The organism is Flavobacterium johnsoniae UW101, from assembly GCF_000016645.1.
GTDB classification, from domain to species: domain Bacteria; phylum Bacteroidota; class Bacteroidia; order Flavobacteriales; family Flavobacteriaceae; genus Flavobacterium; species Flavobacterium johnsoniae.
Map to the genome: position 1 here is coordinate 5,436,900 of NC_009441.1, position 17,749 is coordinate 5,454,648.

General features: G+C 34.5%; 10 protein-coding genes. 8 read left to right on the forward strand and 2 right to left on the reverse strand.

Features of this window, described 5'->3' with window-relative positions; translation table 11 throughout:
* Positions 1-13: 13 nt before the first annotated feature.
* Positions 14-1,402, reverse strand: a complete 1,389-nt coding sequence (glmM, locus tag FJOH_RS23270; protein WP_012026469.1) for a phosphoglucosamine mutase — start codon at positions 1,400-1,402, stop codon at positions 14-16.
* 238 nt (positions 1,403-1,640) lie between these two features.
* On the opposite strand from glmM, the gene FJOH_RS23275 reads away from it, so the two are divergent.
* The 8 genes from FJOH_RS23275 (at position 1,641) to FJOH_RS23310 (ending at position 16,838) form a co-directional block, all read left to right on the forward strand.
* Positions 1,641-2,225, forward strand: a complete 585-nt coding sequence (locus FJOH_RS23275) for an acyl carrier protein phosphodiesterase (protein WP_012026470.1) — start codon at positions 1,641-1,643, stop codon at positions 2,223-2,225.
* A 12-nt stretch (positions 2,226-2,237) separates the two neighbouring features.
* Complete coding sequence (gene ggt, locus FJOH_RS23280; protein WP_012026471.1) at positions 2,238-3,920, forward strand: gamma-glutamyltransferase; 1,683 nt, start codon at positions 2,238-2,240, stop codon at positions 3,918-3,920.
* An 84-nt stretch (positions 3,921-4,004) separates the two neighbouring features.
* On the forward strand, positions 4,005-5,789 hold the full coding sequence (locus FJOH_RS23285; RefSeq protein WP_012026472.1) for a chloride channel protein: 1,785 nt from the start codon (positions 4,005-4,007) through the stop codon (positions 5,787-5,789).
* Positions 5,790-5,852: 63 nt separating this feature from the next.
* Positions 5,853-6,806, forward strand: a complete 954-nt coding sequence (locus tag FJOH_RS23290) for a Fic family protein (RefSeq protein ID WP_012026473.1) — start codon at positions 5,853-5,855, stop codon at positions 6,804-6,806.
* Positions 6,807-6,908: 102 nt separating this feature from the next.
* Positions 6,909-9,740, forward strand: coding sequence for an excinuclease ABC subunit UvrA (gene uvrA / locus FJOH_RS23295; protein WP_012026474.1), 2,832 nt, complete (start codon positions 6,909-6,911; stop codon positions 9,738-9,740).
* A 717-nt stretch (positions 9,741-10,457) separates the two neighbouring features.
* Positions 10,458-11,186, forward strand: a complete 729-nt coding sequence (locus tag FJOH_RS23300; protein ID WP_012026475.1) for an LOG family protein — start codon at positions 10,458-10,460, stop codon at positions 11,184-11,186.
* 300 nt (positions 11,187-11,486) lie between these two features.
* Positions 11,487-14,234, forward strand: coding sequence for a gluzincin family metallopeptidase (locus FJOH_RS23305; protein ID WP_012026476.1), 2,748 nt, complete (start codon positions 11,487-11,489; stop codon positions 14,232-14,234).
* 189 nt (positions 14,235-14,423) lie between these two features.
* A complete protein-coding gene (locus FJOH_RS23310) occupies positions 14,424-16,838 on the forward strand; it encodes an alpha-ketoacid dehydrogenase subunit alpha/beta (protein WP_012026477.1) in 2,415 nt (804 codons plus the stop codon).
* 143 nt (positions 16,839-16,981) lie between these two features.
* Here the strand turns inward: FJOH_RS23310 and kdsB are convergent, their stop codons facing one another.
* Positions 16,982-17,716 (reverse strand): 3-deoxy-manno-octulosonate cytidylyltransferase, encoded by a 735-nt coding sequence (gene kdsB, locus FJOH_RS23315; RefSeq protein WP_012026478.1) that lies wholly within the window; start codon positions 17,714-17,716, stop codon positions 16,982-16,984.
* Positions 17,717-17,749: the final 33 nt, after the last annotated feature.

Consider the following 17,749-nt stretch of genomic DNA (forward strand, 5'->3'; position numbering starts at 1 on the left):
TGCAATCTTAAAATTAAATTCCTGCAATAACTTTTATTTCATCAATAATTCGAAGAGCCAGTTTATCTGCCGCTTCTTGCGAAGGTGCTTCAGTATAAATACGAATAATTGGTTCTGTGTTTGATTTTCTTAAATGAACCCATTCTGCAGCAAAATCAATTTTTACACCATCAATTGTCGAAATATCTTCGTTTTTATATTTTTCAGTCATAGCTGTTAAAATCGCATCAACATCAATCTGCGGTGTTAATTCGATTTTATTTTTGCTCATATAATATTCCGGATAAGAAGCTCTCAAAGCAGAAACTGATATTTTTTTATTTGCTAAATGAGTTAAAAACAAAGCTACTCCTACCAGACTGTCACGTCCGTAATGCAATTCAGGATAAATAATTCCACCGTTACCTTCACCACCTATAACTGCATTATTCTTCTTCATTAATTCTACAACATTCACTTCTCCTACTGCACTTGCCTCGTAGTTTCCGTTATGTGCATTTGTCACATCACGCAATGCACGCGAAGACGACATATTTGAAACGGTATTTCCCGGAGTTTTACTCAAAACATAATCAGCGCAGGCTACCAAAGTATATTCTTCACCAAACATTTCTCCATCGTCGCTGATAAAAGCCAAACGATCAACATCTGGATCAACAACAACTCCTAAATGTGCTTTTTCTTTTACAACTAACTCAGAAATATCCGTTAAATGCTCTTTTAAAGGTTCCGGATTGTGCGGAAAATGTCCGTTTGGTTCGCAGTACAATTCTACCACTTCAACGCCCATTTGTTTTAATAATTTTGGAATAATAATTCCTCCTGATGAATTTACTCCATCAACTACTACTTTAAATTTTGCAGCTTTTACAGCTTCAACATCAACCAAAGGTAAGTTTAAAACCTCGTCAATATGAATATCCATATAAGCATCATTTGGAGTAATTTCTCCTAAATTGTCAACATCAGAAAAATCAAAAGCTTCAGCTTCGGCAATTTCTAAAATTTTAGCACCATCGTCACCGCTTAAAAATTCACCTTTTTCGTTTAACAATTTTAAAGCATTCCACTGTTTAGGATTGTGAGAAGCAGTCAAGATAATTCCGCCGTCTGCTTTTTCTAACGGAACTGCAACTTCTACAGTTGGCGTTGTCGAAAGCCCAAGATCAATTACATTAATTCCTAAACCTATTAAAGTATTTACAACCAGATTATGAATCATTGGTCCGGAAATTCTGGCATCACGGCCAATTACAACCGTTAGTTTTTCTTTTGAAGTATTGTTTTTTAGAAAAGTTCCGTAAGCCGATGCAAACTTTACAGCATCAACAGGAGTCAGGTTATCTCCAACTTTTCCACCAATAGTTCCTCGTATTCCTGAAATCGATTTTATTAAAGTCATTTTTGTGAGTTATGGTTACCAAATACAAATATAGATTTTTTTTAAGTTACAAAGAGGCTGAGGCGCTAAGGTGCTAAGATTTTTTAGCATGAAGAATAAAGCTATCTCTCATTGCTTGAAATGAAGTCAAAAAGTTTTCATACTTTTACTAAAATAAGCTTATAGTCTTAAACACTTAGTTTGTTAGTAATAAAAACTTAGTGTCTCAGCAACTTAGAACCTTAGCATCTTAAAAAGAATGAATTTCTTAGCCCACATATATCTTTCCGGTGAAAATGACTTAATTAAAATTGGCAATTTTATGGCCGATGGAATTCGCGGAAAACAATTTGAACAATTCCCGGATGATGTTCAAAAAGGAATTCTTTTACATCGTTTTATTGATACTTATACCGATTCACACGATATTTTCAGACAAAGCACAAAACGGCTGCACGAAAAATACCATCACTATTCCGGCGTAATTGTAGATATTGTTTACGATCATTTTTTAGCCAAAAACTGGGCAAATTATTCAGATGAAAAACTCGAAGATTTCATTAACCGGTTTTACAATTCCCTGCATGAAAATTATTCTATTTTAACTGAAAAAACGCAGGGCTTAATGCCGTATATGATCGAAAGAAACTGGCTTTTAAGTTATAAAACCGTCGATGGCATCCACCAGATTTTAACTCAGATGGACAGAAGATCAAAAAACATTTCAAAAATGCAGTTTGCCAGCGAGGAATTAAAAGAATTTTATAACGAATTTGAACAGGAATTCACTGTGTTTTTTGAAGATCTCCAACTACATACCAAACAAAAATTACTCTCATTATAAATAAAACCGATTATGAAAAAAATTTCACTTCTATTTTATTTTATCTCAATTTATAGTTTCGCACAGCATACGGCACCACCAACAGGATTAGTTGCCTCAAAAGCAATGGTGGTTTCAGCCCGCGAAGAAGCCTCAAAAATTGGCGTTGAAATCATGAAAAAAGGCGGTAACGCTTTTGATGCTATGGCAGCAACTGAGCTGGCACTTGCAGTAGCATATCCATACGCTGGAAATCTTGGCGGAGGCGGCTTTATGGTTTACAGAAAAGCAAACGGCGAAGTGGGCAGTTTGGATTATCGCGAAAAAGCACCTCTTGCTGCAACAAAAAATATGTTTCTGGATAAAGAAGGAAATGTAATAAAAGGCAAAAGTACAGAATCGCCTTTAGCGATTGGTGTTCCGGGAACTATTGCCGGAGTTTTTGCAGTTCAGAAAAAGCTGGGATCTCTGCCAATGTCAGAAATTTTAAAACCTGTAATTGCCCTTGCAGAAAAAGGTGTTGTTGTAACCAAAAAACAACAAAAACAATTAGAAGCTTATCACGATGCTATAGTAAAAGCAAATGGGCCCAATACATTAATGGCAGGAAAATTTCAAGAAGGCGATACGATTAAATATCCGGCTCTTGCCAGCACTTTAAAGCGAATTTCAAAAAACGGAAAAGACGAGTTTTATAAAGGTAAAACCGCTCAGGTTTTGGTAGATTATCTAAAGAAAAAAGGCGGTATTATCACTCTGAAAGATTTAGCATCTTATGAAGCAAAATGGAGAAATCCATTACAGTTTGATTATAAAGATTTGAAAGTAACATCGATGGCGCCTCCAAGCAGCGGCGGTATTTGTCTGGCTCAGATCATGAAAATGATTTCTCCTTTTTATTTGTCTAAAATGGGACATAATTCTGAACAATCCATTCAGGTAATTGTAGAAGCAGAAAGAAGAGCTTATGCCGACAGAAGCCAGTTTTTAGGCGATCCTGATTTTGTAAAAATTCCAATTAAAGGACTTTTATCAGATTCATATTTAAAAGAAAGAATGTCAAATTTTGATTCAGAAAAAGCTACTTTATCATCAGACATAAAAGAAGGAAAAGTAACCTATAACGAAAGCACCGAAACTACACATTACTCTATTGTAGATCAGTTTGGAAATGCGGTTGCTGCCACAACAACCATCAACGACGGTTTTGGTTCAAAATATTACTGCGATGAATTAGGCTTCTTTTTAAATAACGAAATGGATGATTTCAGCGCAAAACCAGGCTCTCCAAATATGTTTGGATTAGTTGGAAATGAAGCCAACAGTATTGCACCTCAAAAAAGAATGCTGAGCTCTATGACTCCAACTATTGTAGAAAAAAACGGAAAATTATTTATGGTAGTAGGTTCACCAGGCGGATCGACTATTATCACATCGGTGCTTCAGACTATTTTAAATGTTTACGAATACAATTTAAGTATGCAGGATGCTGTAAATGCACCACGTTTTCATCATCAATGGCTTCCCGATCTTATAACTTTTGAACCTGATACTTTCGATAATAAAACGCTGGAAGGCTTAAAATCTAAAGGATATTTAATTAACGAAAAAACAACGCCTGTAATTGGAAAAGTAGATGCAATTCTGGTTTATCCTGACAACACACTTGAAGGAGGTGCCGATTTTAGAGGCGATGACAAAGCGGCTGGATTTTAAATTCAAAAGATTTAAGTAGAAAAATTTGATAAAAACGAATGTTTAGAGTTAAATTTGCATTCTCCGTAATTTTTTAAAATACTAATGATAAAAAAACTGTTTCGTCGACTGGAAAGTATTATTGCTTTGGCTCAATCTATTTTGACACCAAAACAATTCATTTTTTTATCAAGTGTTTTAGTGGGTATTTCCTGTTCTTTTGCAGTAATTATCCTGAAAGCTTTTGCCCATAATGTTTTTTCTTTTGCAACTTATATAAGTGGAATTTTAAAATTAGGTTTTATTAATAGTATCCTGCCTATAATTGGTATTCTGCTTACGGTTTTGGTTGTAAAAAAGGTTCTAAACGGATCGATTCAAAAAGGAACTTCTCAAATTTTATACGCAGTTGCTAAAAAAGCCAGCATAATTCCGAGAAAGCAAATGTACGCGCAAATTGTAACAAGCTCGTTAACTGTTGGTTTAGGAGGTTCTGCAGGTTTAGAAAGTCCAATTGTAATTACAGGAGCCGCTTTTGGTTCTAATTATGCACAAAACTATAAATTAGCTTATAAAGACCGTACTTTACTTATTGGCTGTGGTGTGGCAGCTGGAATCTCAGCAGCATTTAACGCCCCAATTGCAGGAGTTCTTTTTGCTATTGAAGTTTTATTGGTAGACGTCAGCATATCGGCTTTTACACCTATTATGATTTCGGCGGCGACGGGTGCTTTGGTATCGGCAATTGTATTAGACGAAAGCATTCTTTTATCTTTTAAAAAACAAGAAACTTTTGATTATCATAATATTCCTTTTTACGTAATTTTAGGCTTAATAACTGGTTTTATGGCTGTTTATTACGCCCGAAATTTTCAAAGGGTAGAACATTATTTCTCAGAACTAAAAATGGGACCTTATAAAAAAGCCCTGATTGGTTCTTCGCTTTTAGCACTTCTTATTTTTATTTTCCCAACTCTTTTTGGTGAAGGATACGAAAGCATCAAAACATTATCTGAAAGTGATCCCGGACAATTGTTAGACAATACTTTATTTGCCACATGGAGAAATAACAACTGGGTTTTACTGCTTTTTATTGGATGCACAATGATGGTAAAAGTCTTTGCATCCGGACTTACGCTTGGAAGCGGCGGAAATGGAGGTAATTTTGCTCCTTCCCTGTTTTTAGGATCTTATTTAGGATATTTCTTTTCAAAACTTGTTACCCTTACTGGTTTATCAAAACTGCCTATTACTAATTTTACAATGGTTGGAATGGCTGGAATCCTTAGCGGATTATTTCATGCACCATTAACAGCAATATTCCTTATTGCCGAAATTACAGGAGGTTACGGCTTGATGATTCCGCTTATGATTGTTTCCTCAATCAGTTTTGCTATTTCTAAACGTTTTGAAAAATATTCGCTTGACGTAAAAAATCTTGCGAAAAAAGGGCACGCTTTTACCAGTAATAAAGATTCTAATATTCTATCGACTCTGGATATTGATACGATTATCCAAACGGATTATTTAACCGTTTCCCCAGAAGATCATTTGAGCAAATTAGTCGACCTTATTTCGCATTCTAATCAGGTTGTTTTTGCTGTTGTAAACAATGACAGAGATCTTGTTGGAATTGTACATTTTAATGATATCCGCGAAATCATTTTTAATGCTTACCGCGTAAAATATACGTTAATTAAAGACGTAATGAAAACGCCTGCAGCAACCATTTCTTCAAATGACAGTATGGAAATTGTCATGACAAAATTCGAAAGATCAAAATCAGCTTTTCTTCCTGTACTTAGAAATGACAAATACTTCGGCATCATTTCAAAATCTATTGCACTTGAAGCCTACAGAATGAAACTGCGTTCTATGACAATAGAATAAGCTTAATATCGGATAAGTTAAAAATTTGCTATAACCGATATTATGAAGTAAATTTGTAGGATTATGTGGAATATTGACTTAACATACCGAGACGAATTTCAATCAACTTTTGATCGATTGTACCAAAAAAGACAGGAACTGCAAACCAGCAGACCACTGCCTAATATTGCTTTACATAAAATCCGCGAAAGTTTATCTCTCGAATGGACTTACAATTCAAATAGTATTGAAGGAAATACAATGAGCTTACGTGAAACCCAAATGGTTATCCAGGAAGGAATTACCATAAAAGGGAAATCACTTCGAGAGCATTTTGAAACCCATAATCACGACAAAGCAATTGACTATTTATATTCAATTGTTGATGATAATTACAAACTTAGAAGTATTGATATTCTTACTATTCATGGTTTAGTTTTACGTTCCATTGAAGATGATTTTGCTGGCCGCATTAGAAACGGAGGTGTTCGTATTTCAGGAGCGAATTTTATGCCTCCAAATGCTAATAAAGTTTCAGATTATCTAGATGAATTAATTGACTTTATCAATACAAATCCATTAGGTTTAAATGATATTGAGCTGTCAACAATTTACCATCATAAATTAGTCTGGATTCATCCTTTTTTTGATGGAAACGGCCGTACAGTTCGTTTAAGTATGAATTTATTATTAATGCGTTGTGGTTTTCCTCCGGCTATTATTTTAAAAAACGATAGAAAAAAGTATTACGAAGCATTAAATCAAGCCAATAATGGCAATTACCAAAAACTAACGCTTTTGATGTGTCAGGCACTTGAGCGTACACTCAATATTTATTTAAATGCAATGCCCGGAAGCACTTACGATTATCAGCCTATACAAAATATCGTAAGCGAGCCAGAATCACCATATGGTCAGGAATATGTTAGTTTATTGGCCAGAACAGGAAAAATAGATGCTTATAAAGAAGGCCGAAACTGGTACACAACCAAAGAAGCCATTGAAGAATATATGGCCACAAGAAAAAGAAAACGCTAGTTCTAAACTAGCGTTAATTTGTTATTAATTGTAACATAAACTTTTGCATTCGAGTACAAAAAGAACAAATCAAAGTGGTAACTTTGCGTTTTGCTCATTTTTATGCTAGATAAAGACAACACTATTGAAGTTCTTGGCGCAAGAGTTCATAATCTAAAAAATATCGATATTTCAATTCCGCGTGAAAAACTGGTGGTAATTACCGGTTTATCAGGTTCGGGAAAATCATCTTTGGCATTTGACACTATTTATGCCGAAGGCCAGCGTCGTTATGTTGAAACTTTTTCGGCTTATGCCAGACAATTCCTTGGCGGTTTAGAACGTCCAGATGTTGATAAAATCGACGGACTTTCTCCCGTTATTGCCATAGAACAAAAAACTACCAGTAAAAGTCCGCGTTCAACCGTTGGAACCATTACTGAAATATACGATTTCTTAAGACTTTTATATGCCCGTGGTGCAGACGCTTACAGTTACAACACAGGCGAAAAAATGGTTTCATATTCTGATGAACAAATTAAAGATTTGATTATTCAGGATTATAACGGAAAACGAATTAATATACTGGCACCTGTAATTAAGGCCCGTAAAGGTCATTATGCCGAATTATTCCAGCAAATTACAAAACAAGGATTTCTAAAAGTCCGCGTAAATGGAGAAGTTCAGGATTTAACAGCCGGAATGAAACTGGATCGTTATAAAACACACGACATTGAAATTGTTGTAGACAGAATGGTTATTGAAGACAATCCGGATAATCAGAAACGATTAGCAGAAAGTATTAATACCGCAATGCATCACGGTGAAAACGTGTTGATGATTTTAGATCAGGATTCAAATGAAGTTCGTTATTTCAGCCGAAATTTGATGTGTCCAACAACCGGAATTTCGTATCAAAATCCAGAACCGAATTTATTTTCTTTCAACTCGCCAAAAGGCGCGTGTCCGCATTGTAACGGATTAGGAACTGTACACGAAATCAATGTTAAAAAAATAATTCCAAATCCGAAATTATCGATTAAAAGCGGTGGTTTGGCTCCGCTTGGCGAATACAAATCATCATGGATTTTCAAACAGTTAGAAACCATTGGTGAGAAATTTGGGTTTAAAATTACAGATCCAATCGAGAAAATTCCGGAAGAAGCCATGACCATGATTCTGCATGGCGGAAAAGATAAATTTACTGTAAGTTCTAAAGATCTTGGTGTTACCCGCGATTATAAAATTGATTTTGAAGGAATTTCAAACTTCATCAAAAATCAATATGATGAAAGCGCAACAACCAGCATAAAGCGCTGGGCGAAAGATTTTATGGACGAAATTCCTTGTCCGGTCTGCGAAGGTTCACGCCTTAAAAAAGAAGCTTTATTTTTTAGAGTAAATGAAAAAAATATCACTGAATTATGTGATATGGATATTTCAGACTTAACTGCGTGGTTCCATGATTTAAACAGCCACCTAACTGATAAACAGCTTTTGATTGCCTCTGAAGTTGTTAAAGAAATTAAAGACCGTTTGAACTTTTTAATGAACGTTGGTTTAAACTATCTGGCTTTAAGCCGAAGTTCAAAATCGCTTTCAGGAGGTGAAGCACAGCGTATTCGTCTGGCAACCCAAATTGGTTCACAATTAGTTGGTGTGCTTTATATTTTAGATGAGCCAAGTATTGGTTTACACCAAAGAGACAATGAAAAACTAATTCATTCACTTGAACAATTACGTGATATTGGAAATTCGGTTATTGTGGTAGAACATGACAAAGACATGATCGAAACCGCAGATTATGTAATTGATATAGGTCCAAAAGCCGGAAAATACGGAGGAGAAATCATCAGTATTGGAACACCTGCAGAAACTTTAAAATCAGATACTATTACCGCTCAATATTTGAATGGTAAAATGAAATTAGAGATTCCGAAAGAACGCCGTAAAGGAAATGGAAAATTCTTAAAACTAACCGGAGCAACAGGAAACAACCTTAAAAATGTTTCTATCGAAATACCTTTAGGTCAGTTAATTTGTGTTACGGGAGTTTCAGGAAGCGGAAAATCAACTTTGATCAACGAAACGCTCTACCCTATTTTAAACGCTTATTACTTTAATGGCGTAAAAAAACCACAGCCTTATAAAAAGATTGAAGGTTTAGAACATATAGATAAAGTTATAGATATTGACCAAAGTCCGATTGGAAGAACACCGCGTTCAAATCCAGCGACTTATACCGAAGTTTTTACAGAAATCAGAAACTTGTTCACGATGACTTCTGAAAGTATGATTCGCGGTTACAAAGCCGGACGTTTCAGTTTTAACGTAAAAGGCGGACGCTGCGAAACCTGCGAAGGTTCTGGAGTTAGAACAATCGAAATGAACTTTTTACCAGACGTTTATGTAGAATGCGAAACGTGTCAGGGAAAACGTTTTAACAGAGAAACACTTGAAATTCGATACAAAGGAAAATCAATCTCGGATGTTCTGGATATGACGGTTGACGAGGCGGTTCCGTTTTTTGAAAATATTCCGAAGATTTACAGAAAAGTAAAAACAATTCAGGATGTTGGTTTAGGATATATTACACTAGGACAACAAAGTACAACGCTTTCTGGTGGTGAAGCACAACGTATTAAACTAGCAGGAGAATTGTCTAAAAAAGATACCGGAAATACGTTTTATATTCTGGACGAACCTACAACCGGATTACACTTTGAAGATATTCGCGTTTTAATGGACGTAATCAATAAATTAGTAGATAAAGGAAATACAATTCTGGTTATTGAGCACAATATGGACGTTATTAAACTTGCGGATTATATTATCGATATTGGACCTGAAGGCGGAAAAGGAGGCGGACAATTAATTGCCAAAGGAACACCGGAAGAAGTAGCCAAAAATAAAAAAAGCTATACGGCTAAGTTTTTGAAAAAGGAATTGGAATAACCAAATTTTTATATGGGGTGGATTAAAATCCATCCCAGTAATATATACCGATCCTATGGATCTATTCGCGTGCATCGTATCTTTTTTTGACGGATTAAAATCCGTCGCTACAAAATGAGTCGAGCCAAAGGCTCTTTATGAATTGATTCTCAAAAAAATCTATAGAAACGACAGATCAATAGCAACGGTTTTTAATCTTTTCAAAATATTGATACGTACCAATAAAAAGTTCCATAGGAATGATGCATATTGTAGCAACGGATTTTAATCCTTTGATGATTTTGAAACGTCACACAATTGAGTTCCGTAGGAACGACATATATTAACCACAAACTCTAATTTATTATCAAACACCACATTCATTGTAATCATCTGACAATGAATCAAAAAACTATAATCTAACATTATCTCAACATTACTTTTAGATTATAAATTTTCTTTTTTGTAACAATTCTAGAAAAAAGAGTTAATTTAGTATCCGCTTTTTTAAAAAAATTCAATTTTTTAAGAAGAGTTTTTTTTTAGATAAACCAATTGTTTGTTTGAAACCAAATGCCCTAGCTCTGATGGGAACGGCATTTCCCGATTTACAAAAAAGGCTTTTCAGCCGTAGTTTTTCTAAATTGGAAATATAGTAAACAGCAGGACTAAGCTCCTTCTTTAACTATTATAATAATGACAGCTTAAATAAAAATATAAATAATTAAAATACCTAAAATGAGATTAGAAGATTTTGATAATGATGAGGACAAAGTAATCCAGGACAGTTTAAAACAAAAAACCTGGAATGAAATTAGAACCAATGACAGCTGGGCGATTTTTAAAATTATGTCTGAGTTTGTAAACGGTTACGAAAGCATGGGGCGTATTGGTCCTTGTGTATCTATTTTTGGATCTGCGAGAACAAAACCAGACGACAAATATTATTTATTGGCAGAAAAAATTGCTTATAAAATCAGTAAAGCCGGTTATGGCGTAATTACGGGAGGAGGCCCGGGAATTATGGAAGCTGGAAATAAAGGTGCACATATGGGAGGCGGAACGTCTGTTGGTTTAAACATCGAACTGCCTTTTGAGCAGCACTTTAACCCTTATATTGATCACGATAAAAACCTGAATTTCGATTATTTCTTTGTGAGAAAAGTAATGTTCGTAAAGTATTCACAAGGTTTTGTGGTTATGCCGGGAGGTTTTGGAACATTAGACGAAATGTTCGAAGCTATCACTTTAATTCAAACCAAAAAAATTGGAAAATTCCCAATTATATTAGTTGGTGTAGAATTTTGGTCTGGTTTAATCGAATGGGTAAAAACAGTTTTGGTAGAAAAAATGCATACTGTAAGCTCGGAAGATTTAAACTTATTCAAGATTGTAGATACTGAAGATGAAGTAGTTGATGTTTTAGATAAATTCTACAAGAAATACGATTTGAGTCCGAATTTCTAAAATATCTTTTTAATCTTACAAAGATAAATATATTCTGTAAGTTTAAGTATTCTTAAAAAAATCTGCACTTCTTAACCCTACAAGGTTAAATTTGCACCAATTACTATATAAAAATGAAAGCTGTTTTTTTTAACAGCTTTTTTTATGCTATTTTTACAAAAAACCAAAACAGCTTTACACACGTAACTTAAGGTATATCTATAATTTTTAAGCCAATTCTTGAAATCATTCTATAAAATTATAATCATAATTTTTGCTTTATTGAATTCGATAAAGCAATATGCACAACATCAGTCTAAGATGGAAGTGGCGGTTAATCTTGAACTCAAAACACTAAACGTAAAACAGGATATTACCTATTTAAATACTTCAAATGATACTTTGGTTTCAATTGTTTTAAACGACTGGAACAATGCTTTTTCAGATAGAAATACACCTTTAGCAAAACGTTTTTCTGATGAATTTTATCGCGGTTTTCATTTGGCAAAAACTGTAGAAAAAGGAAACACCACAATTTTAAATCTGACCGATTCAAACTTTACGGCTCTTGAATGGGAAAGAACAGAGAAAAATCCGGATTTTATCGTTATACGGCTGAATAAAAAACTTCTCCCTGGCGAACAAATTGATCTGCATATTACCTACATTTCAAAAATTCCAAGTGATAAATTCACCCATTATGGATTTGACCAAAACGGGATGAACTTAAAAAACTGGTTCCTGACCCCTGCCCGCTTTGAAAATCATGATTTTGTAAAATACAACAACTTTAATCTTGATGATATTGCAAATGCCGAAGCTGATTATAAACTTGAAATAAAAGTACCAAACAATTACTCTATTATAACCGATTTAAATTCGGTTTCAAAAGACAGTACTAATGCTGCTTACAGCACCTATTCGTTTGCAGGAAGTAACAGAACTGATTTTAACCTGTTTATTGAAAAACAAAACAATTTTAGAAGTTATAACAATGGGACAATTGAGGTTTTAACTGACTTGAAAAACAAGAAAATAACCGAGATTCAAAAAGCAATTGTAATTAATCGCGTCGCTGCGTTTGCAAATGAATTTATTGGAAAATATCCGCATAAAAAAATCACGGTTTCGCAGGCAGATTATGAACGAAATCCTTTTTATGGACTAAATCAGCTTCCTTCTATAATTAGTCCGTTTTCAGATGAGTTTATGTTTGAAATTACTTTTTTCAAAACCTATCTCAACAATTATCTAAAAAACTCCCTCCGCCTTGACCCACGAAAAGACAATTGGGTTTATGACGGAATCCAGATCTATGCCATGATGAAATACATGGAAGAATATCATCTGGATGAAAAAATGCTGGGCAGACTCTCGAGAATGAAACTTTTTAAAAGTTACAATATCACCAATTTGACTTTTAACGAGCAATACAGCTATTATTACATGCTTATGGCACGTAAAAATCTGGATCAGCCGCTTGGCGATCCAAAAAACACTTTAATAAAATTTAATGAGCAAATTGCGAGCAAATACCGCGCTGGTTTAAGTTTAAGCTATTTAGATGATTACCTGAACCATAATATTGTTCCCGAAAGTGTTCAGGAATTTTATAATCTTAATAAATCACAGCAGACAAATCGTTATGATTTTGAAAAAATCTTAATTAAAAAAAGCCCTAAAAATCTCGATTGGTTTTTTAATACCATAATCGATTCCAGAGAAATAATAGATTATAAATTTACAAACGTATCGAGAACTGCCGACAGCGTTCAGTTTTCAATAAAAAGCAAAACTGACATTTATGCGCCTATTCCGGTTTACGGCCTTAAAAAAAATAAAATTGTTTTTAAAGAATGGATTGAACCGAAACAACCAGATTCTGTTTACCAGTTCAGCCGAAAAAATGCTGATAAATTAGTTATCAATTACGATAACGAAGTTCCAGAATTCAATCAAAGAAACAACTGGAAATCATTAAAAAGTCTGGCAATCACAAATCGCCCAATCAAATTTAATTTTGCAAAAGATTTAGAAGATCCTTATTACAATCAGATTTTATATATACCAACCCTGACCTATAATTACTACGATGGTTTTACGCCCGGAGTACGTTTTCATAATAAAACGATTTTAGATAAACCGTTTACGTTTGATATTAATCCTGCTTATTCTTTAAAAGCCGGGACATTATCTGGTTCATCTGCTTTTGCTTGGAGTCAGTATTACCGAAACAGTACTTTATATAATGTAAGATATTCTCTAAGCCAGAACTATTTTCATTATGCACCGGATGCTACTTATTTGAGACTGAATCCTATGGTGCAATTTCGAATTCGTGAGGAGAATTTTAGAGACAACAGGAAACAGCTTATTATGTTTCGTCAGGTAATTGTAAATCGTGAAGCCAGCGAATTTATTACAGACAATTCAAAACCAAATTATTCAATTTTTAATGCGCGGTATGCCAATACTAAAACAGAATTGGTCGATCATTTTAATTTTATGACCGATGTTCAGTTTTCAAGCGGTTTTGGAAAAGCCTCCGCTGAAGTAGAATACAGAAGATTATTTGAAAACAACCGAAAGTTAAACCTGAGAGTATTTGCCGGAAGTTTTATTTACAACACAACAAATTCAGATTATTTTAGTTTTGGTTTAGACAAGCCGACTGATTATTTGTTTGATTACAATATTCTGGGAAGATCAGAAACTACAGGTATTTTCAGCCAGCAGTATGTAATTGCCGAAGGAGGTTTTAAATCTAAACTGAATCCTGCATTTGCAAACCAATGGATGGCGACTGTAAATGCCAGTTACGCACTATGGAACTGGATTGAGGTTTATGGCGATGCTGGTTTTTTAAAAAATAAACATCAAAAAGAGTACTTCGCTTACGACAGCGGCATACGCTTAAACCTTGTTCCTGATTATTTTGAGCTTTATTTTCCAGTTTACTCAAATAACGGATGGGAAATATCACAAAATAAATACAACGAAAAAATTAGATTTGTGATAACTTTTTCTCCTAAAACATTAGTCACTCTTTTCACTCGAAAATGGTTTTAATTGAATAAATTTTAATCAAAAACATAAATAATTATCAGAAAAAGAACAAAAACAATGAAAATAACACAAATAAAATACATAGTTTTTTGGTTTTAAATACAAATAATTGAATTATATTTATTTTAAAGAATTATGATTATTGATTGTTTTTAAGTAATTTCGCAGACTCAACATGACCCCTACAAGATTATGATAACAGAAAAAAGCAATACTACTTTAACCTTTGAAGATTTCAGAACTGAGGTCCTGAATGATTACAGAATTGCCGTAACAAGCCGTGAATGCAGCTTATTAGGCCGTAAAGAGGTATTAACAGGAAAAGCTAAATTCGGGATTTTTGGAGACGGAAAAGAAGTGCCGCAGCTTGCTATGGCAAAAGCCTTTAAAGATGGGGATTTTCGTTCTGGATATTATCGTGATCAAACTTTTATGATGGCGATTGGCGAATTAAACGCAAAACAATTTTTTGCAGGTTTATACGGCCACACCGATTTAAATTATGATCCAATGTCTGCCGGAAGGCAAATGGGCGGACACTTTGTAACGCACAGTTTAAATGAAGACGGATCCTGGAAAGATTTAACAAAACAAAAAAATTCAAGTTCAGATATATCACCTACTGCAGGACAAATGCCAAGATTATTGGGATTAGCTCAGGCATCAAAGATTTACAGAAATGTTGACGGAATAAAAATCAAAGACAAATTTACTGTAAACGGAAATGAAGTTGCGTGGGGAACAATAGGAAATGCAAGTACTTCTGAAGGTTTATTTTTTGAAACTATAAATGCTGCCGGAGTTTTACAAGTTCCGATGGTAATGAGCGTTTGGGATGATGAATACGGAATTTCGGTTCATGCAAAACACCAGACAACAAAAGAAAATATTTCTGAAATACTTAAAGGTTATCAGCGTGATGAAGATTCTAAAGGATATGAAATCTTTAGAGTAAAAGGATGGGATTATGCCGAGTTGGTTTCGACTTACGAAAGAGCCGGCGCCGTTGCACGCGAAGAACATATTCCAATTTTAATTCACGTAAACGAATTGACACAGCCGCAGGGCCACTCTACTTCTGGTTCTCACGAACGTTACAAAAGTGCTGAAAGACTTGCCTGGGAAAGAGATTTTGATTGTATCCGTCAAATGCGTTTATGGATGATTGCCATCAATATTGCCTCTCCGGAAGAATTAGCAGAACTTGATGCTGAATTGAAAAAAGAAGTTCTTGAAGCTAAAAAAGAAGCCTGGAACGATTTTATTAATCCAATTATAGAAGAACAAAATAATCTTTTAGATTTATTGGAGCAGATTGCTGAAGCCAGCATCAACCATAAAGAAAGAATTAGAAAATATATTTCAGAATTAAAAGCCATTAAAGCGCCTTTAAAGAAAGAATTACTGGTTTATGCCCGTAAAATTCTTCGCTTTATAGAAGTTCCAAACAGCAAAGTTATTCTGTCAAACTGGATTACGAATTTTATTGAAGCAACTCAGGAAAAATTCAGCAGCAACCTGCATTCAGAATCAGCACAAAATGTATTTTCTGTACAAAAAGTGCTTCCTAAATATGCTGAAAATGCAAAACCGGATTTAGACGGAAGAATGGTAATTCGTGATAACTTTGATGCTTTATTCAATAAATATCCTGAATTATTGATTTTTGGTGAAGATGTTGGAAACATTGGCGACGTAAATCAAGGACTTGAAGGCATGCAGGAAAAATACGGAGAACTTCGTGTTGCCGATGTCGGAATTCGTGAAGCAACCATTATTGGTCAGGGAATTGGAATGGCTTTGAGAGGTCTGCGTCCAATTGCTGAAATCCAGTATTTAGATTATTTATTGTACGCGATTCAAATCATGAGTGATGATTTGGCTACTTTACAATACAGAACAGTTGGAAAACAAAAAGCACCATTAATTATCAGAACCCGCGGACACCGTTTAGAAGGTATCTGGCATTCTGGTTCTCCAATGGGAATGATTATAAACGCTATCCGAGGAATTCACGTTTTGGTTCCTAGAGATATGACACAAGCAGCAGGATTTTACAATACTCTTTTAGAGTGTGATGAACCTGCTTTAGTAATTGAATGTTTAAATGGTTACCGTTTAAAAGAAAAAACACCTTTAAATTTTGGTGAATTCAAAACGCCGATTGGTGTGGTTGAAACTTTAAAAGAAGGTGCAGATATTACTTTAGTTTCTTACGGATCGACTTTAAGACTCGTTCAACAGGCAGCAACAGAGTTATTAGATTTAGGAATTGACTGTGAAATTATTGATATTCAGTCTTTACTTCCGTTTGACGTTAATAAAGATATTGTAAAAAGTATCGCAAAAACAAATCGTCTTTTAGTAATCGACGAAGATGTTCCGGGCGGTGCTTCAGCATACATATTACAACAGATTTTAGAAGAACAAGATGCTTACAAATATCTTGACAGCAAACCGCAGACTCTTGCTGCAAAAGCCCACAGACCTGCTTATGGAACTGACGGCGATTATTTCTCTAAACCTTCTGCCGAAGATATTTTTGAGAAAGTATACAGCATGATGAACGAAGTTAATCCTTCTAAATTTCCAAATTTATACCAGTAATTTAAACTGTTTTAAATAATAAAAAAAGCTCCAAAATTTTGGAGCTTTTTTTATCATACAAAGTCAAGGTCATTGCGAGGAACCAAGCAATCACACTAACAGGATAAACGTCGTGAGATTGCTTCGTTCCTCGCAATAACGAGTTAAATATCTCTAAGCATCGCTCTGGCTCTTTCTAAATCCTCAGCAGTATCAATTCCAATTCCAACATGAGTTGTTTCAACCATTTTAATACGTTTTCCAAACTCTAAATAACGCAGCTGTTCTAATTTCTCTGAAGCTTCTAAAGATTTCATTGGAAGACTGTAAAAGTCTAACAAAGCCTGTTTCCTAAAAGCGTAAATTCCGATATGCTGAAAATAACGAACTCCGGCATCTTTCTCTCTTGGATACGGAATTACTGATCTTGAAAAATACAACGCAAACTGCGATTGATCTACCACAACCTTCACATTATTTGGATTGTTGATTTCGTCTTCGTTTGTAATTTCACGCATTAATGAAGCCAAATCAATCTTTTTATCTGGATCATTTTTAAAAACAGATAAAACCTGTTCTAAAGGCCCCGCTTCTGTAAAAGGCTCGTCTCCTTGTACATTTACCACAATATCAACATCAAGATTTGCAACAGCCTCTGCAATTCGATCACTTCCAGATTCGTGTTCTTTGATGCTCATAATGGCTTTTCCACCATTAGAAACAATTTCATCAAAAATCAAATCAGAATCGGTTACAACAAAAACATCATCAAATAATTTTGTTGAAACTGCAGCTTCATACGTTCTTAGAATTACTGTTTTACCTCCCAAATCCTGCATCAATTTTGCAGGAAATCGTGTTGAGGCATATCGTGCCGGTATTACCGCTATTATTTTCATTTTAAATCTATTTTAGCAAAACAAATGTAAGTA